Annotated in this window: 17 protein-coding genes and 2 tRNA genes; 10 read left to right on the forward strand and 9 right to left on the reverse strand. The window is 40.5% G+C overall.

What is annotated here, in order from left to right:
- Positions 1-222: 222 nt before the first annotated feature.
- Positions 223-1,254: an S-methyl-5-thioribose-1-phosphate isomerase gene (mtnA, locus tag KDU71_RS09365; RefSeq protein WP_212190031.1), complete on the reverse strand. Its 1,032-nt coding sequence runs from the start codon at positions 1,252-1,254 to the stop codon at positions 223-225.
- A 111-nt stretch (positions 1,255-1,365) separates the two neighbouring features.
- On the opposite strand from mtnA, the gene KDU71_RS09370 reads away from it, so the two are divergent.
- The gene (locus tag KDU71_RS09370; RefSeq protein WP_244828328.1) at positions 1,366-2,478 is read left to right on the forward strand and encodes a substrate-binding domain-containing protein; all 1,113 of its coding nucleotides are present in this window, start codon (positions 1,366-1,368) and stop codon (positions 2,476-2,478) included.
- A 57-nt stretch (positions 2,479-2,535) separates the two neighbouring features.
- Here KDU71_RS09370 and KDU71_RS09375 read toward each other — a convergent pair whose 3' ends face one another.
- Positions 2,536-2,838 (reverse strand): hypothetical protein, encoded by a 303-nt coding sequence (locus KDU71_RS09375; protein WP_212190033.1) that lies wholly within the window; start codon positions 2,836-2,838, stop codon positions 2,536-2,538.
- Positions 2,839-3,046: 208 nt separating this feature from the next.
- On the opposite strand from KDU71_RS09375, the gene KDU71_RS09380 reads away from it, so the two are divergent.
- Together KDU71_RS09380 and KDU71_RS09385 are read left to right on the forward strand one after the other, a co-directional pair.
- Positions 3,047-4,192 carry a hypothetical protein gene (locus KDU71_RS09380; RefSeq protein WP_212190035.1) on the forward strand — a complete coding sequence of 382 codons (1,146 nt, stop codon included), beginning with the start codon at positions 3,047-3,049 and terminating at the stop codon, positions 4,190-4,192.
- Positions 4,193-4,295: 103 nt separating this feature from the next.
- A tRNA-Lys gene (locus KDU71_RS09385) sits at positions 4,296-4,371 on the forward strand.
- Between the two features lie 317 nt (positions 4,372-4,688).
- Here KDU71_RS09385 and KDU71_RS09390 read toward each other — a convergent pair.
- From KDU71_RS09390 to KDU71_RS09400, 3 genes are all read right to left on the reverse strand, one after another.
- Positions 4,689-5,600 (reverse strand): dihydroorotate dehydrogenase, encoded by a 912-nt coding sequence (locus tag KDU71_RS09390; protein WP_212190042.1) that lies wholly within the window; start codon positions 5,598-5,600, stop codon positions 4,689-4,691.
- Positions 5,594-6,364 carry a dihydroorotate dehydrogenase electron transfer subunit gene (locus KDU71_RS09395; protein ID WP_212190045.1) on the reverse strand — a complete coding sequence of 257 codons (771 nt, stop codon included), beginning with the start codon at positions 6,362-6,364 and terminating at the stop codon, positions 5,594-5,596. Before KDU71_RS09395 ends, KDU71_RS09390 begins: the two co-directional genes overlap by 7 nt.
- Before the next feature lie 268 nt (positions 6,365-6,632).
- Positions 6,633-7,100, reverse strand: coding sequence for a helix-turn-helix domain-containing protein (locus KDU71_RS09400; RefSeq protein WP_212190047.1), 468 nt, complete (start codon positions 7,098-7,100; stop codon positions 6,633-6,635).
- A gap of 1,009 nt (positions 7,101-8,109) precedes the next feature.
- On the opposite strand from KDU71_RS09400, the gene KDU71_RS09405 reads away from it, so the two are divergent.
- On the forward strand, positions 8,110-8,670 hold the full coding sequence (locus KDU71_RS09405) for a manganese efflux pump MntP (RefSeq protein WP_212190049.1): 561 nt from the start codon (positions 8,110-8,112) through the stop codon (positions 8,668-8,670).
- Positions 8,671-8,721: 51 nt separating this feature from the next.
- Here the strand turns inward: KDU71_RS09405 and KDU71_RS09410 are convergent, their stop codons facing one another.
- The 3 genes from KDU71_RS09410 to KDU71_RS09420 form a co-directional block, all read right to left on the reverse strand.
- Positions 8,722-9,225, reverse strand: a complete 504-nt coding sequence (locus KDU71_RS09410) for a flavodoxin (RefSeq protein WP_212190051.1) — start codon at positions 9,223-9,225, stop codon at positions 8,722-8,724.
- Between the two features lie 17 nt (positions 9,226-9,242).
- A complete protein-coding gene (locus KDU71_RS09415) occupies positions 9,243-11,288 on the reverse strand; it encodes an alpha-ketoacid dehydrogenase subunit alpha/beta (protein ID WP_212190058.1) in 2,046 nt (681 codons plus the stop codon).
- A 77-nt stretch (positions 11,289-11,365) separates the two neighbouring features.
- On the reverse strand, positions 11,366-12,694 hold the full coding sequence (locus KDU71_RS09420) for a dihydrolipoamide acetyltransferase family protein (RefSeq protein WP_212190060.1): 1,329 nt from the start codon (positions 12,692-12,694) through the stop codon (positions 11,366-11,368).
- A gap of 389 nt (positions 12,695-13,083) precedes the next feature.
- Between KDU71_RS09420 and KDU71_RS09425 the strand changes: the two genes are divergently transcribed.
- The 5 genes from KDU71_RS09425 (at position 13,084) to KDU71_RS09445 (ending at position 18,991) form a co-directional block, all read left to right on the forward strand.
- Positions 13,084-15,126: a M13 family metallopeptidase gene (locus KDU71_RS09425; RefSeq protein ID WP_244828330.1), complete on the forward strand. Its 2,043-nt coding sequence runs from the start codon at positions 13,084-13,086 to the stop codon at positions 15,124-15,126.
- A gap of 230 nt (positions 15,127-15,356) precedes the next feature.
- Positions 15,357-15,430 (forward strand) — tRNA-Arg (locus KDU71_RS09430).
- A gap of 299 nt (positions 15,431-15,729) precedes the next feature.
- Positions 15,730-16,926, forward strand: a complete 1,197-nt coding sequence (locus tag KDU71_RS09435) for a site-specific integrase (protein WP_212190061.1) — start codon at positions 15,730-15,732, stop codon at positions 16,924-16,926.
- Between the two features lie 863 nt (positions 16,927-17,789).
- Positions 17,790-18,611 (forward strand): sensor histidine kinase, encoded by an 822-nt coding sequence (locus tag KDU71_RS09440; protein ID WP_212190064.1) that lies wholly within the window; start codon positions 17,790-17,792, stop codon positions 18,609-18,611.
- Between the two features lie 80 nt (positions 18,612-18,691).
- Positions 18,692-18,991: a hypothetical protein gene (locus KDU71_RS09445; protein WP_212190065.1), complete on the forward strand. Its 300-nt coding sequence runs from the start codon at positions 18,692-18,694 to the stop codon at positions 18,989-18,991.
- Between the two features lie 80 nt (positions 18,992-19,071).
- Here KDU71_RS09445 and KDU71_RS09450 read toward each other — a convergent pair whose 3' ends face one another.
- On the reverse strand, positions 19,072-19,821 hold the full coding sequence (locus tag KDU71_RS09450; RefSeq protein ID WP_212190073.1) for an NYN domain-containing protein: 750 nt from the start codon (positions 19,819-19,821) through the stop codon (positions 19,072-19,074).
- 144 nt (positions 19,822-19,965) lie between these two features.
- Between KDU71_RS09450 and KDU71_RS09455 the strand changes: the two genes are divergently transcribed.
- The gene (locus tag KDU71_RS09455; protein ID WP_212190075.1) at positions 19,966-21,273 is read left to right on the forward strand and encodes a B12-binding domain-containing radical SAM protein; all 1,308 of its coding nucleotides are present in this window, start codon (positions 19,966-19,968) and stop codon (positions 21,271-21,273) included.
- Positions 21,274-21,696: the final 423 nt, after the last annotated feature.

A 21,696-nucleotide genomic window follows, 5' to 3' on the forward strand; every position in this document is an offset into this window, starting at 1 on the left:
TTATAAATAAAAAAATGAAATGACCGGATGAAATAATAAGCTATACCCCCCAAGGGGTAGTTGTAGAAGTAGTAATATTTGTAATGATATAATTCATCTTATTTTTCGGTCACGAATGAGTGATTTCATTGCAAAAATAGGGATATATAATTTAAATCAAAATTACAACCCCTATTTTTTTATTAATTTATAAGCAAAGCACCTACAAAACTGTTTGTTTTTTTATTGGTAGCCTTTTAACTCATCAGGGCGTATGATACCACGATTGGTGATAAAGCCCGTTATATAGCGATGTGGTGTGACATCAAAAGCCGGATTAAGCCCTGCAGATCCAGGAGCAGCCATACGAATCTTGCGTATGATATTATGCTCATCCGGCCCTTCATGATAGAGCAATTCCTCATCGCTCCTTTCCTCTATTACAATCATATCACCAGAAGGCGTATTAAAATCAAAGGTGCTGAATGGAGCTGCTACATAAAACGGAATGCCAAATTCCTTGGCCAGAATAGCTTTTTCAAGGGTACCAATTTTATTAGCCACATCACCATTGGCCGTAATCCTATCGGCGCCGGTAATTACCATATCAATAGCACCTTTAGCCATATAGTAAGCAGCGGCATTGTCAGCGATTATTCGATGGTCTACCTTGTTTTGCTCCAGTTCATAGGCCGTCAGTCGAGCTCCCTGACCTCTTGGCCGGGTTTCATCCACATATACAAAGGGTTGCTTGCCTGCATTATGCGCCGCATATACCGGTGACAGTGCCGACCCGTAATCCACAAAGGCCAGCCAGCCGGCATTACAGTGAGTCAGTATTCTCCCGGATGGTTTTATGAGGGTGTTCCCATATTCACCAATCAAACGACACCCCTCTGCGTCTTCATCTGCAATCTGCTGTGCTGCAACCATAGCTGAGTTTCTATGCTCCTTGCCAGCATTAAAAACCTTTTCAGTAGCATAGAACAGATTAACAGCTGTTGGACGTGTCGCTTCAATATATGCACGAGCCTCCTGTATTTTCACAAGGTCGCCTGTGGTATCAAAAGCCTGTGCCATGGCAAAACCGGCGGTAGCACCAATAGCTCCAGCGCCCCTTACAGTCATGTCACGAATAGCCTCAGCTGTTTCCTGATAGGTCTTAAAATAAACAAGCTCAAACACAAAAGGCAGCTTATTCTGATTAATCATGGCCACCTGTCTGGTTGTATCATCATACCAAACCGTTCTATAGTGTTGATTTTCAATTAACATTTATTCCTTTTTAAAATCATATTTTCAAGATAATAGCCAGTTCTGAACTTTACTTTAACCGGCATTTGTTGTAAATTAAATACAAATTTATCCACCTCAAAAATATCCGGTATGAAAAGAATCGTCAAAACACAAGACATGACCGTTGATACCCTTCCCAATAGAGATGGGCAGCTACCTGCCAGGATAGTGGCAAAAAACCATTCAAACACGCCAATATGGCTTTCAATCAATGCCTTAAAATATGTGTTTGCCATTTGCCTTCTGGGGGTGTTCATCCTTTCGTCCTGCGAGATGAAACCCAAAGTAGGCTTTTTAATGGATAGCCTTGAAATAGAACGCTGGAATAAAGACAAGGCCCTGTTTGAAGAAAAGGTGAAGGAGCTGGGTGGCATTCCTTATGTTGAAGTAGCAGACTCAGATCCAGATAAGCAGGTGGAACAAGCACAAAAGCTGATTGATGAAGGCGTGGACGTGCTGGTGGTTGTGCCGGTTGATTTAGAAAAAGCCGGTGAAATTGTCAAGCTGGCCCACAAAAACTATATTCCTGTAATATCATACGATCGCCTGATTAAGAACTGTAACCTGGACTATTACATTTCGACCGACAACATTAATATTGGTGAACTTCAGGCTGATTACCTGACAAAAATAGCTCCTACCGGCAATTACCTGCTAATAAGCGGTCCAACCAGCGATTACAATGCCTATCTGTTGCGTTTAGGTTGGATGAATGTACTACAGCCACTGGTAGATAAGGGTGATATTAATATTGTGTTAGACGAATTCAGCAACTTCTGGCTGCCCGATGAGGCCTATCGCATTTTAAGCACCTATTTAAAAGACAAAAATGAGGTAGATGCTATTATCTGTGGCAATGACGCCTTAGCATCAGGTGCCATTACAGCACTCAAAGAACACAATAAAGCCGGTAAAGTTCTTTTGGCCGGGCAGGATGCCGATATCATGGCCGTGCGCAATATTGTTGCCGGCAATCAAACCATCACTATTTATAAACCTATTGAATCGTTAGCTTTTGCGGCTGCCAATGCGGCCATTAAAATTTCTGATGGCGAAGCACCTTCCAATATGAATATCACCGTTAATAACGGCAAACGCCTGGTGCCAGCCATTCTTTTGAAAGCCAGTGTTGTTAATAGCCAAAACATCAGGATGACAGTTATTCAGGAAGGCTATATAGGAGAGCAGGAAGTATTTAATTAATGATATTTCCAGCATCTAATGTTTAGTGAAAGGTCATCTGCTCAGGTAGGTGACTTTTTAGTATAGCCACTGGGCCATAAGGGCCTGACTGCGCAATGGCTGCACCATCAGTTCAGGCACTATTATTATCGCTTGCTGGCAGATGTGCAAAACACTTTTACCACACTTTGTAACTTTTTCTTTCAAAACATTGCTGAGTTCCAAGATGGGCCGTTTAAATCCAATAATAACCTTCTTTGTCTTTGCTATGACACGATGCCTGTTTACCTCAGTCTCCATGTCATTTAAATAACCTGGATCCAAAAATAACAGCATAAACCAGTCAGCCAGTCTTTCAATGAATACGTGATATGAAACCATAATTACTTAATTAATTACTTATATTTTCCAGTACAGTACTAAAACAGTAAACCAATATAATTTCAAATATCTCCTATATATTAGACATTTATAAACTTATTAAGCAATTTTTATTACAAAAAAAGTTGCTTAAGACTACTTAATAACTTAAGTAATTACTTAAGTTTATACTTAAGTTTTATACCTTTGTTAGTCAAAGAATCAATTAATGCGACACGCACCTGCCACAAATACTATCCACACACATCCTGCAGCTTTTTTAATGCGGCAGTGGCAGAGTTTCTTAAGTGGCCTTGATCGAATATTAACCTTTTATGAAAGCGATAAACAAGTGGAAGGTCTGGAATGGCATCAACAAATGCATGGTATCATTACTCCACTTAATATCGGTGATGAGGCCAGGCAAAAATTAAAAAACATCTCGAGAGAAAAGATAAGCCATCAATGGTTGCGACCCGAGTTATTGCCATTTGTCAGCCAGGATACCTTAAAGCTTAATCAGCTCGACTTATTCTCAGAGTCGCATTACCTGGTTTTATTGGTGCGCACCAGAAGCCGCGAGACAACGATTTTATCGTATCTGTTTTTCAGGAATGACTGCAGTAATTTTGGTATTTCGGGCAATCAAAGCAAACTGGAGACTTCGCATAAGGCCATTATCGGCCAAATGGCCAGTCAGTTTGCCAGCATTACCCTTGGCAATTATTATTCCGTGCGAGAGGAATCAGAGAGCTTTAAGGAAGCCACCAGAAGCCTACTGAATGCCAATCAATTAGATAATACCAAGCAATCAGAGTCTTTAAAGGAGTGGAAAAACAACTGGTTAGATACATATTTACTTGAATCAAGCCGAAGAGATGGCGTTAATTATGTTATATCTGTACAGGCTCGCGACAAACTACTTTCAGGCGAACACACTTACGAGGTATGCAAAGTTGCAATTGACAATTGTATAGATTACATATGTAAACTTTATAATCCGGCAACAGGTGATGAATTGATGATCGAGGCAAGCTACATTCAACTAACCCAACAGTCAGCTCACCAACAAGTATCAAAGACTTTTTTAGCTAGTAATCAGCAAAACAGGGCCATGCTGATACTAGACCGCCTGGAGGATGCTGCAACGTATTTACAACAGCAAGGACAGTCCATTACCAGCGCAGATGTTGGAGCTACAATGCAAAAGCCCATATCAGCACCTGCCATCTCAGATGCATTGCGCAAAAACAGGGTGCGAATATTACAGCTATTAGAGCAATACCCGGAGCGCTGGCCAATTATCAGGCGCTATTTTAAGCCCATAATTAACCTTCGCAATAAAAATAATCAGTTCTTAAGTGCCAGTGGGTAAAAAGCTTGATTATCCAGTAAGTAAAATCATCTTGATTAATATTATACAAAACTTGTGCATATGCCTCATAAGGTCTATATTTGCAAGCGCAAAAGCAAAGGATGACTCAGTAGCTCAGCTGGTAGAGCAACGCCCTTTTAAGGCGTGGGTCCAGGGTTCGAATCCCTGCTGAGTCACCACAAAGCTCCGTATTAAGGGGCTTTTTTTGTTTATAGACTTTAGCTGCTATATAGGTTATTAGCAGAGATATTTGTCATTGGCCTATTCAAAAAACTATAAAGAGCACAGTGGCCTTTTGTGAGCTTAAAACAAACTATTATTATACTCCTAATAAGCAATTGCCAAATGTAAATACAACTTACTCTACTCAATAGTTTACAAGTGTAATTAAAGTCTCAAATACAGCACAATGCATGTTGTTTACTTTTGTAAATCAGCTTCACACAAAAAAAGCCCACAATAAAGTGAGCTTAATATCAATAAATCGTTGAATGGTTTACACCTCTAAAGCACCAACCAGGTCACTGACCTTAGAAAAGCCATGCTCCTGACAGTATTGTTCCAGTCCATCAACTATCTTAGCCGTTACACAAGGATCAATAAAATTGGCCGTACCCACCTGAATGGCTGAGGCTCCAGCCAGCATAAATTCAACTGCATCAGTGGCATTCATGATACCACCCATACCCACAATCGGCACCTTTACCACCTGTGATACCTGCCACACCATACGCAAAGCAACAGGCTTCACAGCCGGACCGGATAAACCACCCGTAACTGTGCTCAACACCGGCTTACGGGTCTTCGCATTAACGGCCATGCCCAGCAGGGTATTAATCAATGAGATGGAATCGGCACCAGCCCCTTCCACTGCGGCTCCAATCTCCGCAATGTTCGTTACGTTTGGCGATAGCTTCACCATCAGGTGCTTCTTGTACACCTTACGTACAGCTTCTACCACCGATACAGCAGATGGACAGCTGGTACCAAATGCCATACCGCCTTCCTTCACATTCGGGCACGAAATATTCAGCTCGATACCAGGAATCTTATCCAGTTCATTCACCACCTCTGCTGTTTTAATATAGTCTTCTATGGTTGAACCAGATACATTCACCAGCATATGCGTATCGTAATCTTTAATGCGTGGGTATATGTGCTCGGCAAAGTAGTGTACGCCTTTATTTTGCAGGCCTACAGCGTTTAACATCCCTTGCGGCGTTTCGGCCATACGTGGATAAGCATTGCCCTCGCGGTGTTCCAGTGTAGTACCTTTTACTAATACACCGCCCAAACAGCTGATATCGAAAAAATCCATGAACTCTTCACCATAGCCGAAGGTTCCGGACGCTGTCATCACCGGATTTTTTAGCTTTAATCCGTTTAAATCTATCTGTAAATCTACCATTTCAAATAAGTTGAGTCAAAAACAGGACCATCCGTACACGTACATTTATGCCCGTCAATGGTGTCTGCCACACAGCATAAACAAGCACCAAAACCACAAGCCATATGATTTTCGAGCGATACCTCACATTTAATGTTATGGTTACGGGCATATTTGGCTACCACCTTCATCATTGCTTCCGGCCCACACGTATAAATCATATCAATCTCCGGTTCATGCGTGCGCATCACAGGGTGGTGAATCACGTAGCCTTTAGTACCTACCGAACCATCTTCGGTGGTAGTGTGCACCTGCCCCAATTCTCTGAAAGCCTCTAGAGCAATCAGGCCTTCCTCTGTGCGCGCTCCCAGCAGAAACTGTGGTTCAATACCATTGGCCTTTAAATGGCGGCCCATAAATAATAAAGGCGCTATACCGCAACCGCCACCTACCAGCAAAACGCGTGGCTTCTCAGGCAGAGAAAAGGAATTACCCAGCGGGTAAACTAAGTTACAATTGTCACCTTCCTTAAGCTGTCCCATCAATTTGGTGCCTTCACCAATCTCCTGCACCAGCAGTTTCATGGTGTTATTTGCTTCATCAATGTCATGAATGGAAATAGGTCGTCGGAGGAAGGTATTAGGCCCATTATCCACCCGCACTTCGACAAACTGACCTGGCATCATCGCCGGTAGTTTACCAGGATGCTGTAGCGTTAAGATGACATACTCGTAATTTAAGCGTTCATTTTTAATGACCTTAAAATCATCGATGTACTTCTTCATGTATCTTTATTACTATTAATACTGTACAAATAAAAGAATTGTTGTTTACATTTGTAACAATCCCAAAATTGGACAAAGATACACAAAACTGAGTAATTAATACGAATCCTCCTGGTTACATTTTGATAAGGTACATAAATAGGCGTCTATTATCATTAGAAAAGACGATGGATAAGATAAGTTTAAACCACAACACGCGCCTAAATAACATACACGCTGTCATCTCCTATTAAGTGCTTAAATGGCTATCAAAAACAATAGAAACAGCCTATTCTGGGCGATATTCAACAAAGCTTTTATCCGCATAAAAAACGATGATGCGTTCAATGCTTTTACCATCAACTGCAGCAACGGTTTGTGCCAGATTCTGGGCAGTTTGAGGCTTTTCTAGAGGCTTATACGCTGGTACCTCTTCTTCCTTCACCTCCTTTTTAGGCAATTTAAAGCTCTTTTTAGGACTTTCTTTAACTTGTTCTCCTGTCATAGGCATTTGTAACTGAGCCTCCTCTTTGGGGAGTGAAACAGCGTTTTTAAGCATGGTTCCCTGTCCTGTTATCAACCAATCGCCGCTAATATGAGGAAAACGCCCCAGTAGTTTATTAAGAAAGTCAAGGCTGGGCTTGTTACGACCTGATAAAATATGTGATATACCTGAACGTTGCACTCCAATGGCATCAGCGAATAATGACGGTGTTAAGCGTTCGTGTTTTATAATAGCCTCAATACGTTCTTTCATTAGTTTACAAGCTTAATTTTGGTTACTGCAGTATGTGGTTGTTTACAAATATAACCAATAGCAACAATAGTTCGCGGTTACAACATTGACTTCGTGCAACAGTACAAATGTAAATCATCTTCATGTAATCTACAAATGTATCCGTTACAAAACTGCACTTGTCTTCCATTTAAACCTCATTAAAGAGCAGTTATTATTAATATGAGTGTATAGCAGAGAGTGATAATAATGCCATGATTTAATTAATCTTCCATTAATTATTATTATACAATGCTTTATATAGCGTAATGAATTCTAAAACAAACGCAAAATGATCATTTACAATGCGTTAAATACAACAAGTCATCAATTTATATACCTCTATGAAATAAGCACTTAGGCATTAAGCAAACCTTTGCATCAAGTAAGTGTTATAAATTACTGGTATTAAGCCATATGGGTCCTTATAAATAATGATCACAGGTGGTTTATGTATAAATATGCATAATTTTCTCCTGAAGCATTAACATCTTACTTTATTTGAACGTTTTAATTCGTTGGACTATAGTGCTATATGAGTTATTAAGTAGCTGTATTAATAGATAGGTATTGCAATACAACTCTAAACTAATCCGGTGCATAATGTCAACAATCTTATGCGTGAAATATTGCTGTGCGATTACATATGTATATATCCTAATTAGCGAGTTTGATTACTTATGTAACTCATATCCCACTCCACTTCTATGTACATATGTAAACACACCATTTATCTTACTTTAGTTTTGATGCATCAGTTTAATGTTACTCATTTAAACGTGTAAAAATAATACCCCCCATTATAACGCGAATTGTCATAATATAAACTAGCGGTATCCGAAAAGTCGTTTTTAATATTCCTGAATTATTATGAGTAGCAATGAAAAAATGCCATTCTCCTGCGGTTAATTATTGTTTAATACTAAACCTGTTTCTTTTTCAATTTCATATGTCGACTGAAAAAATTATTTTCGCAGGACAAACATGAACAATGGAAATTTTAACGCTCATCCTTCTTGCCTCGGCATTGGCTATGGACTCTTTTGCTGTTTCAATTACTGCAGGTATTTCTCTGAAACGTTTTAAGGCATCCACCATGTTGCGCATCAGTCTGATATTTGCCTTCTTTCAGGGTATCATGCCGGTGATCGGCTGGAGCCTAGGTTTAAATTTTGTGGAAGTCATCAGCAACTATGATCACTGGGTAGTGTTTATTCTGCTGGGCTTTATTGGAGGAAAGATGATCTATGAAGCTCTGCAGCATCATGAAGAGGCTCATTGCATTAATATATACAGCAACCGCACCATTTGCCTGCTTGGTATTGCTACCAGCATTGATGCCCTGGCTGTTGGTTTCAGTTTTTCCTTGTTGGATGTTGAGATTATTCTGCCGGCCATTATTATTGGTTGTACTACTTTTCTTTTCTCCTTTGGCGGACTGACCATCGGTTTGAAATTGGGCAGCATATTTCGTAGTAAAATTGAGCTGATTGGTGGCATTATATTGGTGGGTATTGGTTTTAAAGTGCTCATTGAGCATATTTTTGCATAAAAAAAGGATGACTTATACAAGCCATCCTTGATATCTAAGTGATGATTACTACTACTTAAATTCTTTCTTCAGGGACTCTACCCATTTTTCAATACGTTCGTTGCTAAGAGCTGCCTGATTTTCAATATCCAGGGCCAAACCAACAAACTGCTCACCTCGCTGTGCACGACTTTCTTCGAAATTATAGCCCTCAGTTGATGTAAAACCAACAAGCTGACCACCTCTTTCTTCCAGAAATTCAGCCATTAGGCCTATGCCATCTACAAAGTTCTCGGGATAACCTTTCTGATCACCGCCGCCAAATAAGGCAAAGTTTTTACCTTTCAGATCTTCATCCTCGACAGATGGTAGGAATTCGTCCCAATAGCTGGGAAGTTCACCATCAAACCAGGTTGGCACCGCCAAAATGTAATTAGTAAACTTCATGAAATCATCGGTGGTTGCAATATCCACGTCAACCGTATCAACATCACCCCCGAGCAGTTTCATAATCTTTTTCACCTGCTGAGCCGTTTTAACTGATCTGAAACTATAGAATATACCTGTTTTCTCCATTTGAATAAACTCTAAAATTAGTACGCTAATAGTTCTTTGGCTGCCTCCATAATACGCTCATTATTTGGCAGAACGGCAGCTTCTAAGGTCCGGTTAAAGCCAACCGGGGTAAATGTTGATCCTACACGCTTAACGGGTGCATCAAGGTATTCAAAAGCATCCGTCGTGATTTGAGCCGCAATTTCGCCACCAAAACCGCCAAATACCTTATCCTCGTGTACCACCAAGGCTTTAGAGGTCTTTTTAACAGATGCCAAAATCGCTTCTGTATCCAATGGAATAATTGAACGTAAATCGATCACTTCCACCTCTCCAAGTCCCTCTTTGGCAAGTTGTTCAGCCACCTCTACGCACATGTGCGTAGTGTTACCATAGGTAAAGATGGTCATGTCTTTACCCTTGCGGCGAGTGCGTGCTTTACCAAACGGTACCTCAAAATCATCAGGAATTGGTGTTGCTGCCTTCGGAGCATTATAGAGTGCTTTGGGCTCCAGGAACACCGTCATCCCTTCGGAACGCATACTGGTACGCAACAGTCCGGCTGCATCATCGGCATATGACGGATACACGATACGCACACCCGGGAATGTAGCCAGTGCCCCTTCAATGGTTTGCGAGTGATACAGTCCACCGCCAATGTATCCACCCGAAGCCAGGCGCACTGTAATATTTGGTGAGAACTGTCCTTTCGTACGCCAGTATTCATGGGTCGTTTCAACAAACTGCTCCATGGCCGGCCAGAAGTAGTCGGCAAACTCAGCGCCTTCAACCACTACGCGAATATTCTTATTGTAGCGCACCATACCATTGGCCGTACCCATGATAAAGTCCTCGGCAATAGGCGCATTAAATACGCGCTTCTTGCCAAACTCCTGCTGCATGCCTTTCGACACGTTGAAAATACCCCCCTTATCCTTGTTGGCGATATCCTGTCCCCAGATGTAAGTATCCGGGTTATGGCGGAATTCAGCTTTCAGCGTTTCGTTTAATCCCTGGATCAGCTTCTGTGGCTCACCATCAAAGGTGTGTGTGCCATCAGGATATTTGCTTGAAGCATACGGTTCTGGAAGCACAAAGTCGTGAATCGACTCCGGTGTTGGGTGTGGTGCAGCCATTCCTTTACGGTGCGCCACCTTCACTTCAGCCGCTACGTCTTCCTCAATGGCCTTCAGCTCTTCCTCTGTGGCCCGCTCGTAGCGCAACAGCAGACGGCGATACTTGGCCAGTGGATCGTATTCTTTCACGTAACCCAACTCATTATCATCACGATACAACTCATGACGATCAGAGTTGGAATGTGAGTGAATACGCACACAGTTAGCTTGTACAATCACCGGTTTCTGGTTTTCTTCGGCCCACTTGGTGGCCTCCAGCATGGTATTCATCGAATCAAACACGTCCTTACCATTACAGTACATAACGCGCAGATGCTTCATACTCTCGAAGTTACGGGCAACTTTGCGGTTAGCAGTCTGGTCCTTTTTAGGTACAGAGATACCATATCCATTATCCTGAAACACGAATACAACTGGTAGCTGCTCTTTAGACGCTCCATTAATCGCCTCATATACATAACCTTCAGACACAGATGACTCACCCTGAGAGCTAAAAGCCACCCCTTTGGCCTCGTAGGTCTTGATGGCACGGGCCACTCCAACCGCATGCAAAGTGTGGTTACCAGTACATGACGATACATTATGAATGTTCCATTCCGGTTTGGCAAAGTGGTTGGACATATGACGCCCACCACCAGCTACATCCGTATCTTTGGAAATACCGTTGTAGATGATTTCCTCTGCTGTTAAACCAGCCGACAGGTTGGTAATCAAATCGCGGTAGTATGGAAACAGGTGATCTTTTGAACGGTCAAACACCTGGCCAATGGCCAGCTGAATACCATCGTGACCGGCAGCCGGTGCATGGTACGACCAGCCAATGGCCTGCTTCAGATAGTTAGGCGCCTTTTCGTCGAGGGTGCGGCCCAAAAACAGCAGGCGGTACCACTTCATCAACGTCTCCTTATCTGTTTTTTTAATGGAATGTATCTTAGGAATATCACTCATATTAAAAAGTTTAAGTGTGAAGTAAAGTAATGAAGCCACTTCTGTTGCAGCTTCATTACTGCTATTGTATCAATAAATTAAATCTCAGTGTTAATATCAAAGGCTTCCAGATAATCACCAATGCGACGCAGGAAGGCGCCTCCCAATGCGCCATCAACAATCCGGTGATCGTAAGATAACGACAAGAACATCTTGTGGCGGATACCAATCACATCACCCGTTGGTGTTTCAATAACAGCCGGTTTCTTTTCGATTGAACCCGTAGCCAGAATAGCCACCTGTGGCTGATTGATAATAGGTGTACCAATGATGTTTTTAAACGAGCCGAAGTTAGTGATGGTAAATGTACCACCCTGAATATCATCAGCAGACAGCTTGTTGGCGCGCGCATCATTAGCCAGGCGATTCACATCACCGGTTAGCCCCACCAGGTTTTTCTGATCGGCATTTTTGATGACCGGCACAATCAAATCACCCGAAGGCAATGACACGGCCATACCCACGTTCACATTCTTGCGCAGGATAATTTTATCGCCATCTACAGAGGCATTCACCCCCGGGAAATCGCGTAATGCCTTAGCCACAGCCTCAGTAATAATTGGCATGTAGGTAATCTTCTCCCCATATTTCTTCTGGAAAGCATCTTTTATTTTTGTGCGCCAAAGTACCATGTTGGTCACATCAGCCTCCACTACGCTGGTTACGTGCGGTGATACTTGCTTCGACATCACCATGTGATCGGCAATCAGCTTGCGCATACGTCCCATCTCAACAATTTCATCATTGGCCGAAACAGACACGTTCACCTTATGCTCTTTTGGTGCCGGTTGTGGTGCAGCAGCAGCCTGAGTAGCTGGCTGTGCAGGCGTTACTGATACAGGTTGAGGCGCTTGTTGTCCGCGGCTGGCAATATAATTCTGCATATCAGCTTTTGTGACACGACCATCTTTACCGCTACCAGGAATCTTTTCTAACTCTTCAGCACCAATGCCCTCCTGACTGGCCATGCTGCGCACTAATGGTGAATAGAAGCGATCAGAATCGGCATTAATGGATTTAACATCTGCGGTTTCAGCAACCGGAGCTGCCACCTGAGTTGTTTCACTAGCCTGAGCGGCCGGTTGTGCACTTGCAGCAGGAGCTGCCTCCTCCGTATCTTCGGCACCTTCCAACAGGATAACCGCTACAGGCAGGCCAACAGCCACCACATCATCCACCTGGTATTTAATCTCTTTGACTGTTCCGGCAACAGGCGACGGAATTTCAGAATCAACCTTATCGGTAGCAATCTCCAATAACACATCATCTTCCTGAATGGTGTCACCTTCAGAAACAAACCACTTGGTAATGGTTGCCTCTTCGACACTCTCGCCCATTTTCGGCATTAAAATTTCAAATGTTGACATATGCTTATCGTTATTTATTCTTTGTATTACTTTTAACTCAAATTTCTTATTTATATCAAATCTAAATATCGAATTTAAAACAAACTTTTTTACCAAATTGTTTTGGCCAAATTGCAATCTCTACATTACAAAATACACCTTGCTAAACAAGGATAATTCAGATTTGTTTATCCGTTTTTCTTCAAATTGTGTTAAAAACTGTCTCAGTGATTAATAAGCCTACAGGTAATCATTAAGTTAAGACGATATGACCACATCACACTTTCAAAAATTACTGTGATCAATCATACCAAATTCTTTTGTGGTCTGGTGGCTATTAACTTAATTTGGCATGCTCAAAAAAGCACGATAGATTCAAAATCATACTAATAACAACTAAAGAAACATCTATGCAAAAAATGTCTGTGATGTTGGCCTGTGCCCTGGGGTTAACCGTGGGTGCCTGCCAAACAAAACAAAGCACTAAAGCACCAGTCAAGCCGGTATTTTCGGCCGAAGACATGGATCTGAGCGTTAATCCGGGAGAAAATTTTTACCAGTATGCCAACGGTGGCTGGATGAAACAACACCCGCTGCCCGATGATAAGAGTCGTTTTGGCAGTTTTGATAAGCTGGCTGAGGAAAGCAAAGAAAAAGTGAGAACCATTGTGGAGAAAGCCGCTGCTGAAAAAGCTGAAAATGGTAGTCTTGCACAAAAGATTGGTGATTTTTACAATGCCGGTATGGATACCATTACCATCAATAAGGCCGGTTATCAGCCTATTAAGCCCTTGCTTGATAAAGTTGCTGCCATTGACTCTAAAGAAGCACTGGTCAATATGATTAGTGAACTTCAGGCACAACAGATTTCACCGCTCTTCTATTTTTATGCCTCGGCCGATCAGAAAAACAGTGAGATGACCATTGCCGGCATTTACCAGGGTGGCATGGGAATGCCCGACCGTGACTATTACCTGGAAGATGACGAGACATCGGTTAAACTGCGTGAAGCTTATACCTTGTACCTGACCAAGCTATTTGCCTTAACTGGCCAGGCCGAAGATGAAGCAGCAATGCAAGCTGAAACAGTACTGGCCTTTGAAACAGCTTTAGCAGCAGCTTCTAACACACGTCTGCAAAACCGCGATCCGCATGCTACCTATAATAAGGTAAGCGTTGAAGGATTACAGGAGATGGCACCTGAATTTCCATGGACAGCGTTTTTAAGCGGCATCAACATGCCTGAGCCAGGCGATATCAATGTGAACCAGCCAGCTTTCATCAAGGCCATAGCCAAGATGTATGAAACAGAAGACCTGGCTACCTGGAAAGCCTTTTTATCAGCCACAGTGATACGCAACACAGCAGCTTACCTGAGTGATGATTTTGTGAAAGCCAACTTTGCATTCTACGGCGAAGCTTTGTCGGGACAAAAAGCCATGGAGCCCCGCTGGAAGAAAGTACTGGGCAGCACCAGCGGAGCATTAGGCGAAGCAGTAGGTCAGTTGTTTGTGGCTGAGTACTTCCCGCCTGCAGCCAAGCAGCGTATGGATGATTTGGTAGAGAACCTGCGCATTGCCTTTGGTCAGCGTATCGATCAACTGGAATGGATGAGTGACGAAACAAAGCAGGCGGCTCATGAAAAGCTGGCAGCTATACGCGTTAAGATTGGTTACCCCAACAAATGGCGCGACTATTCAGCGCTTGCCATTGGCGGTGACTCATACCTGAATAATATTTTAGCCAGTAACCGCTTTGACTTTGACTTTGAAATGTCGAAGATTGGCCAGCCCGTTGACAAAGAAGAGTGGCACATGTTCCCGCAAACAGTAAACGCCTACTACAGTCCGGTGGGTAACGAAATTGTGTTCCCTGCAGCTATCTTGCAACCACCTTTCTTTTACCTTGATGGTGACGATGCCGTTAACTATGGTGCTATTGGTGTGGTTATCGGCCACGAAATGACGCACGGTTTTGACGACAAAGGACGCCTGTATGGTAAAGATGGTAACCTGCAAACCTGGTGGACCGAGGACGACTCGGAACGTTTTAATAAGCGTGCACAAATTTTAGTGGACCAGTTTAACAAGATTGAGGTGTTACCCGGTACTTTTGCCAATGGCGAGCTGTCGTTGGGCGAAAACATTGCCGACCTGGGTGGTTTGGCTATTGCCTACCAGGCCTACCAAAATGCCAGTAAAGATAAAGGTGAGGTGGCCAAAATTGATGGTTTCACTGATGTACAACGCTTCTTCCTGGGCTATTCGCGTGTGTGGGCACAAAACATCCGCGATAAAGAAATAGCACGTCTGACAAAAGTAGATGTACACTCATTGGGTGAAAACCGTGTAAACGGCCCACTGCCTAATATTCAGGAGTTTTATGATGCCTTTAACCTGGATAATACTGCTGCCTTGTACATTGCACCTGAAAACAGAGCAACAATTTGGTAACAACAAGCAACAATAGAATAAGAAATCGCATCTGCCAGCAGGTGCGATTTTTTTATTTTTTTTACTCAACCATAACCATCAGCCTACCACCCACTTTGCTCTATAAGGTGCGCCAACATTGAGTTTTATTACATTTTTTAAGGTTTTTCTGTTTGCGTATTTCAACTAAATACCCTTTCTTTGCATCGCATTTGAGAACAATGGTTCACAATCAAAGCAAATAAAATAATGGTTCTGTAGCTTAATTGGATAGAGCACTGCGTTACGGCCGCAGAGGTTAGGGGTTCGAGTCCCTTCAGGATCACTGGTTGAAATATTATTTTCAACCAAAAGCACTTAAAGTCAACACTTTAGGTGCTTTTTTTGTTTTATGAAAATGTCAAGTATAGCCATTAAAATGCAGGTTTATCGAGACTAAATCGAGACCCTTCCAACAAGTAGTTGCACTCTTATCCTAATGGTCTCGATAAAATAAGTCAACACTCTGATGTTTTGAGATTTACATTAATGTGTTTTGACCTGTTTTGAGTTTTGTGTTGGGAATTCTCTTTAATACCTTGAGACAGGTAAAACACAGGATAATAACTTTTAAAACTGTGTGTTATGAGAATTACAACAAACTTCCTTTTAAAGAAGGCAAAACAAAGAAGTGATGGAACCTACCCTGTTTACATCAGAGCTACTTTGGATGGCAAACGTATCGAGTTGTCGACCGGAGTATTTGTTTCATTTGACGGTTGGGATAAAACGGGACAGAAAATCAGCAACAGATATCCCAATTCCAAATTATTGAATAACCGACTTACCAAAGTTCTCAATAAGCTGACCGAGACCTACTATCAATTGGATGCACTAGGTGAAGAGTTTGATATTCGCTCCATTAAAGAGCGCTTATGTGGTACACCAAAGAATTATCTGGTTAAAGTCTTTCAGCTTGTTATTGATTCCATAGAAAAGAAAATCGGTTATGGTTACTCATATGGTACTTACAAACATTACAAAACCACACTCAAACGCCTTAAACTCTATTTGAATGAAGTTAATATCAGGCAAGATATTGCCCTTAATAAGATTGATTACAACTTTATTAATTCATTTGATACCTGGCTGAAAGTCAAACATAAGGTGTCCGGGCATACAGCTGGTAAATACCATAAACAGTTGAAAAAGGTGCTGAATGATGCCATAGCCATGAATTTATTGGATAAAAACCCTTATATCAATTTTAAAATCAAAGGATTTCAAGGAAAACGGGATTACCTGACTCTGGAAGAGGTCACCAGGATTGAACGTAAAAAGTTTGCATTTACGAGAATAAACATTGTAAGAGATGTGTTTGTATTTGCCTGTTATACAGGACTATCTTATTCTGAAATAGCGAACCTTAAACCAAATAGCCTTAGCAAAGGTGATGATGGTGAAGAGTGGATTGTTACTGACCGTTTAAAAACCAATACTCGATGTCGTATTCCATTGCTATCTAAAGCTAAAAGTATCATTGAGAAGTATAAAGATTACCCAATTAATGTTGAAAAAGGTAGGTTATTACCCATTAACTCCAATCAAAAGATGAATGCCTATTTAAAAGAGATTGCAGATATCTGTCAAATCGACAAGAAACTCTCAATGCATGTGGCCCGACATACATTCGCAACTTCTATTACTTTAGCGAATGGAGTTCCCATCGAAACCGTTTCTAAAATGCTTGGACATAATTCACTAAAGACAACTCAGATATATGGGAAAATTATCGATTCGAAAATCACTAAGGATATGAAAAAGCTGAAAACACTTCTGTAAAATTAGTTTGGATTTGTACCTCGTCCTTTAGATAACAAATGGCGTGTTTTTTTAGTATCTCTCGGAGAGCAAGTGTTTTGTTTTAGGTACCAAAAAACACATCTTGCCTCTTAAAATTACCAGACCAACGGGATGCATTTTAGCGTTTTGGTCGCACCAAAACATAAACTTGCTAATAGCTTCGCTAAAGAAACAGATATTAATATCTATTTTGAGATTTCCTTTTACTAATTTTCAGTCTTCTTCTCTTTTGAATACATACTTTGGAGCTTTTTTTACATGCGTAAGCCACCCTATTTTAGAGGTTATGGTTTGGCAAAAGGAAGCGGAATAAATAGCCTTGTGCGATGGAAAGAAAAATCAATTAAAGAGATTTTGAGCGGACAGAGAAAGGGCTTTAATTTTAAGGTAATCATTATAATCAAAAGCTTTTTGCCATTGGGCCTGTGCAGTGGAAAAGAAAATGTCTTTGATTGATTTTGGCGCGTTTATGCCTAACTCTTTTGTATCAAATCATGGCCGATAATAAATTTGATGAAGCATGTAATAAAAAGTGGGTGACTTTTTATTGGCTTATTGACCTTTGTTGCAATAATATTGAAATTAATTCATAATGAGAGCAAAAGATTTCTTTTTATTCACTTAACTTTCTTGTTGATTCTTCAATATTTGGAAATACACCAGTTTTCAAAGATAAGTAGCCTGTACAATGTTTTATTTTGTGAGTATTCCATCATATTTTCACTAACTTGCTGTAAAGTCAGCAAGTTTTTAAATGTTTTTGTAGCACTACATTCAAGCTCTCGGTTTTTAGTAAGGTATTATTTATTAAGTATATCGAGACAGAGGTTAAACTAAATTCGATGAAAAGTCTTTCCACCAATGATTATATTCAAAAACTAGAACAGCAAAATGCCGAACTAAAATTAATTGTCGATGATCAACAGCGTGAAATTGAAAAGATTGTCAACGGCCGAATATATGATCTTGAGGAGGTCATAAAAGCCCGTGATAAATTCTATCGGATAATCGCACATGAGTTAAGAAACCCTTTTAATGGAATTTTGGGCTTGGTAGAATTACTAATTAATGATTTTCGGAGTTATACATTGGAGGAAATAGAAAGCTTCCTGAAAATGTTATACCGGTCGTCTAAAATAACATACGAATTACTTATTAGCTTATCAGAATGGTTAAATGTTCAAAACGATAAGATGCCATTTAAACCGTCACGCATCAACATATCACCCATTCTAGCCGAAGCCATCAATTCAGCGCAATTAAATGCTCATAAAAAAAACATAACCATTCATAACTTTATCGACAAAGATATTGTTGCCTACATAGATAGGCATATGATTGCTACAGTTTTCAGAAACTTGATTAATAATGCAATAAAGTTCTCAGATAACAATGGTACTATTGAAGTTACTGCCCTTGCAAAGAATGATTTTATTGAAATTGTAGTAAAGGATAATGGAATTGGTCTGCATGAAGATGCTTTGCGAAAGATTTTTAAGCAGGAAGCCATTCACTCAACCTATGGTACCGCACAAGAGCCAGGAACTGGTTTAGGCTTGTTACTCTGTAAAGAATTTATTGAAATTGAAGGAGGTAAAATTTGGGTAGAAAGTAATTTGGGACAAGGCAGCGAATTTAAATTTACTTTACCTTGCCATAAGTAATGGTAACAGGTAATTATACTATGGGCACCTAATACAATTACCAATCAGTAACTGACCTTATTCAAAAAAAATAAAAAATTATGATTCCTGAAAAGTTTAAAAACTATTATCTGGGAACAAACAAGCTATTCTTTCCTGAATATGAGTTTGTTATTAAACTAAGCTTCCCCAGTGTCTTTATCCGCTTTAAACGTACTGAAGGCTATTATACTGATTTTGATAAGTTTTTTAAAAGTGTTGCTGAAGTGCAATACCTCGATGGCATTAAGCCGCCAAAGTCGGAAGAGCGTCAAATTTTAAATGAAGTTTGGGATTTTCTTACTATGGTAAAAAGTCCCGACAAAGGTGATTTCTTGGCAGGTCATCAAAATGGGGAATAGCCTAAAAAATTATCCACAATTGGTTCTTCCGAGAATACACATAATATACTTGTCTTTAGCGGGTATCAATGTCAGATGGTTTACTTCTTTGATGCGAATTTCACTTTATTCTTCACATAAATCAGTTTGTGTCGGCTATTGGGGCTATCCCTTTGCTCTATCTCAAATCGATTGATAGAATCAATCAGTGGAGTCAATTTCTGAAATCCATAGTTACGCGGGTCAAAGTTGGGGCGTTTCTTTTGCAACAAGCTGCCGACATCACCTAAAAATGCCCATCCGTCATCATCAGACAGGTCGGTGATGGTGGCTGCTATCAGTTTTATTTCCTTTGGGGTAATCTTATCAAATGCTTCTTTTTCAGCTTCCTTGTCATCTTCATCCACTTTCTCCTTAGCCCTGGTTTTTAAGATTTCGATGTATATAAACTTATCGCATGCTACAATAAAGGGTGTTGGCGTCTTTTTCTCACCAATACCTATAACTAGCAATCCGGCTTCTCTTAAGCGCGTAGCCAATTTGGTGAAATCACTATCACTGGATACCAGACAAAACCCGTTGACTTTCTCCGAATAAAGGATATCCATAGCATCAATAATCATGGCCGAATCGGTGGCATTCTTACCAGCGGTATAGGCATACTGCTGTATGGGTGTGATGGCATTCTCTAACAATACCTTTTTCCATTTACTCAAATCTGGTTTTGTCCAGTCTCCATATATTCTTTTAATAGTAGGATTGCCGTATTTAGCAATTTCCTCCATCATTTCTTTCACGTTGGCCGATGGAATGTTATCACCATCAATTAGTACTGCCAGATTAATATTCATCAGGTCCTGATTTTGCTTAGCCAATAAAGACTGGCCGTTAACTATTTAATTGAGTGTGAAGTTAATCAATAATATGACTGTACTCTAAATTATTCGTAACTTAAAACGAGCTTCAGCCAACAATAAGGATTAATACTATTTATCATGACTATCCTCTTGATTTCTCCAACAGTAGATGCCGAAAAAAGAACTAACAAAGGCCTGATGATACCTCAGCTGGCCCTTTATATACTTGAAGGATTAACTCCTGAACGATTTGATGTAGAGGTGATAGAGGAAGAAACACAGGAGGTTAACCTGGAACATAAATGTGATTTGGTTGCCATAAGCTGCATGACGGCCAATGCCCCCAGGGCCTATCAGCTTTGCGATGATTTTCAGAAAAGAGGGAAAACTGTTGTACTGGGTGGTGTGCACCCTACCATACTTCCTGACGAAGCTTTATTGCATGCCAATGCGGTGGTTATTGGTGAAGCAGAAGGTGTTTGGGAGACTCTACTATGTGATTTTGAAAACAATACCTTGAAGCAAAAATATCACAACCCTAATCCAGATTTAGAGAAATATGTTCGTAAAGATTTTAGAAAAATAGCATCGAAAAGACTATTCAACATCATTCCAATATTAACAACCCGTGGCTGCCCATATAATTGTGATTTCTGTTGCGTCACTAACTTATTCGGACAAAAAATACGACATATTTCAGTTGAGAATGTGGTACGTGATATCAAGGAATCGAAGGCCAAGGTTTTTATTTTTCTGGATGATAATATCATTGGCAATCCTGCATATGCCAAAGCGCTCTTTAGAGCTATTAAACCTTTAAAAATTAAGTGGGTTGGACAAGCTTCTATATCATTATTAGTAGGTGATGATGAGCTCATACGGTTGGCTGCTGAAAGTGGCTGTCAATCACTCTTTCTAGGTATTGAAAGTGTATCGGTAAAACAGCTGCTATCCATGCGCAAATCGATAAAGGAAATTCAACATCTAGAACGCGCTTTTAAAAAAGTAAAAAAGATGGGAATTCTTATCCATGCGTCAATTGTTTTTGGCTTTGATGATGACACGAAGGAAATATTTGATGAAACAGTTCAATTCCTGGTGCGAAACAAAGTAAGCACAGTTTCATTCAATGTGTTAACACCCTACCCCGGAACCAAAGTGTATGAAAAACTAAAAAATGAGGATCGCTTAATAACAACAGATTGGAAGTATTATGACCACAATACAGTTGTGTTTAAGCCCAAAAACATGACACCCCTTGAGTTGCAGATGGGGAAAATAAACGCCAGGAAGAAGTTTTATAGTAAAACGTCTGTATTGAAGCGATTACTGGGCAATTGGTACAAACCATTTGTTTACCTTTCGATGAATTTAGGCCATATGAAACAAGTAAAAGTAGAAAGCAGCAGGGTAGCTAATTTAAAAACCAATCTATTGCGGCAGTAGAGTTTATACAATGCTAAAGAGCCAATTGATGCAATGACTCAACAATACATTTCCAAAATCCACGATCAAATTACTAGTAATATTATCTGATGAAGTAATTAATAAGACTCTGTTAGTGTGTATTTTATGCAAAACTAAAATTCAGAGGTTCAGTTCATAATTGACCACTGTATCTATTCTTTTTCGCAAATCGGTGCAATGATAATTGTGTTTTTAATAACGCATGCTGCTGTTGAATAGGCTTCATCACAATATTCCCCTGTTAATTTAAAAGTGCCCAATGTGTGAATTATGTAACATATTTATGGATTTGTGTAAGGACTCCCCATTAATTGGATCGTAATTTTGTATATGCCAGTAGGTATTTCTATAGAAATTAGGTAATGATAAGGCGTTATAGAATAATTGCTTCGCTACTTGTTC

Origin of the sequence: Carboxylicivirga sediminis, assembly GCF_018156225.1 — a bacterium.
Classification (GTDB): domain Bacteria; phylum Bacteroidota; class Bacteroidia; order Bacteroidales; family Marinilabiliaceae; genus Carboxylicivirga; species Carboxylicivirga sediminis.

What these genes read in the sequence shown, in the direction of transcription:
- mtnA (WP_212190031.1), bottom strand. Translation starts at nt 1,254, where the DNA reads ATGTTAATTGAAAATCAACACTATAGAACGGTTTGGTATGATGATACA.
- KDU71_RS09370 (WP_244828328.1), top strand. Translation starts at nt 1,366, where the DNA reads ATGAAAAGAATCGTCAAAACACAAGACATGACCGTTGATACCCTTCCC.
- KDU71_RS09375 (WP_212190033.1), bottom strand. Translation starts at nt 2,838, where the DNA reads ATGGTTTCATATCACGTATTCATTGAAAGACTGGCTGACTGGTTTATG.
- KDU71_RS09380 (WP_212190035.1), top strand. Translation starts at nt 3,047, where the DNA reads ATGCGACACGCACCTGCCACAAATACTATCCACACACATCCTGCAGCT.
- KDU71_RS09390 (WP_212190042.1), bottom strand. Translation starts at nt 5,600, where the DNA reads ATGGTAGATTTACAGATAGATTTAAACGGATTAAAGCTAAAAAATCCG.
- KDU71_RS09395 (WP_212190045.1), bottom strand. Translation starts at nt 6,364, where the DNA reads ATGAAGAAGTACATCGATGATTTTAAGGTCATTAAAAATGAACGCTTA.
- KDU71_RS09400 (WP_212190047.1), bottom strand. Translation starts at nt 7,100, where the DNA reads ATGAAAGAACGTATTGAGGCTATTATAAAACACGAACGCTTAACACCG.
- KDU71_RS09405 (WP_212190049.1), top strand. Translation starts at nt 8,110, where the DNA reads ATGGAAATTTTAACGCTCATCCTTCTTGCCTCGGCATTGGCTATGGAC.
- KDU71_RS09410 (WP_212190051.1), bottom strand. Translation starts at nt 9,225, where the DNA reads ATGGAGAAAACAGGTATATTCTATAGTTTCAGATCAGTTAAAACGGCT.
- KDU71_RS09415 (WP_212190058.1), bottom strand. Translation starts at nt 11,288, where the DNA reads ATGAGTGATATTCCTAAGATACATTCCATTAAAAAAACAGATAAGGAG.
- KDU71_RS09420 (WP_212190060.1), bottom strand. Translation starts at nt 12,694, where the DNA reads ATGTCAACATTTGAAATTTTAATGCCGAAAATGGGCGAGAGTGTCGAA.
- KDU71_RS09425 (WP_244828330.1), top strand. Translation starts at nt 13,084, where the DNA reads ATGCAAAAAATGTCTGTGATGTTGGCCTGTGCCCTGGGGTTAACCGTG.
- KDU71_RS09435 (WP_212190061.1), top strand. Translation starts at nt 15,730, where the DNA reads ATGAGAATTACAACAAACTTCCTTTTAAAGAAGGCAAAACAAAGAAGT.
- KDU71_RS09440 (WP_212190064.1), top strand. Translation starts at nt 17,790, where the DNA reads ATGAAAAGTCTTTCCACCAATGATTATATTCAAAAACTAGAACAGCAA.
- KDU71_RS09445 (WP_212190065.1), top strand. Translation starts at nt 18,692, where the DNA reads ATGATTCCTGAAAAGTTTAAAAACTATTATCTGGGAACAAACAAGCTA.
- KDU71_RS09450 (WP_212190073.1), bottom strand. Translation starts at nt 19,821, where the DNA reads ATGAATATTAATCTGGCAGTACTAATTGATGGTGATAACATTCCATCG.
- KDU71_RS09455 (WP_212190075.1), top strand. Translation starts at nt 19,966, where the DNA reads ATGACTATCCTCTTGATTTCTCCAACAGTAGATGCCGAAAAAAGAACT.